This is a genomic window from Microbacterium sp. CPCC 204701 (genome assembly GCF_004010105.1).
Taxonomy (GTDB): Bacteria; Actinomycetota; Actinomycetes; order Actinomycetales; family Microbacteriaceae; genus Microbacterium.
The window spans coordinates 1-1,168 of sequence record NZ_RRYE01000610.1; the positions used below are offsets into that span (position 1 = coordinate 1).

General features: G+C 72.8%; 1 protein-coding gene. It reads left to right on the top strand.

The genetic code is table 11. The annotated features are described in order from the left end of the window. On the top strand, nt 1-1,168 hold a 1,168-nt coding region (locus tag EIO58_RS18290; protein WP_164861887.1), incomplete at both ends, for a transglutaminase family protein.

Below are 1,168 nucleotides of genomic sequence, written 5' to 3' on the forward strand. Positions count from 1 at the left end.
CGATCGGCATCGGGGCGATCGCGGTGGTGGTCGCGGTCGTCGCGACGCCGATGCTCCCGCAGCCCGTGGCTCGCGCCGGCGCGGGCGTGGGCCCCGGGCCCGGCATCGACGCGACGCTTCAGCTCGGCGACGATCTGCGGCGGCCGCAGGAGATCGAGGTGATGCGGCTGCGCACCGATTCGCCGACCGTCCCCTACCTGCGCGCCACCACACTCTCGCGCTTCGACGGCGGCGTGTGGGAGCCCGACCGCGCGCAGTCGGTGTCGGTCGAGAGCGAGCGCGCGCTCGGAGGCATCGCGGTCGACCCCGAAATCCGGGTGACCGAGTACCTGTCGAACCTCGAGGTCGTCAACCTCGCCTCGCCGTGGGCGCCGGTCCCGTACCCTGCGATCGAGGTGACGGGACTCGAGGGCACCTGGGGAGCGATGCCGTACAACCGCACCGTGATGTCGCGATCGGGGTCGACGCAGGGTCAGGACTACGACGTCCGTTACGCGGTCGCGCGTCCGTCGCTCGAGCAGGCCCGTGCCGCGACTGCGAGCGGCGGACAGGTGCGCGACGAGACCACGCAGCTGCCGGCGGATGTGCCGCCGGTGATCGGCGAGCTCGCCGCCGAGGTGACCGCCGGCGCCACGAACGACTACGACCGGCTGGTGGCACTGCAGCGGTGGTTCCGCGGCGGCGAGTTCCAGTACTCCCTCGATGCTCCGGTCGAGGCCGGCTTCGACGGCAGCGGCGCCGAAGCCGTCGCGCAGTTCCTCGACGTGCGCGAGGGATACTGCGTGCACTTCGCGTCGGCGTTCGCCCTCATGGCGCGGACCCTCCACATGCCGTCGCGCATCGTCGTCGGGTATCTTCCGGGCGAGCCGACGACGGAATCCGTCGACGGGCAGCCGGTGTACACGGTGTCGAGCTCGCAGCTGCACGCGTGGCCCGAGGTGTACTTCTCGGGCATCGGCTGGATCTCGTTCGAGCCGACGTCGGGACTCGGCGTTCCGACCTCGTTCTCTCCCGCCTCGACCACGCCCGGGCAGCTGGGCGAGGTCGACCCGGCCGCGCCCCGGTCGACGCCGACGCCGACGGCTCCTCTCGGCTCGGACGCCATCGAGCGCGCTGAGGAGCGCGGCGCGGGCACGGCGGCGTCGTCGGGCGGCGGCGTCGATCCGGT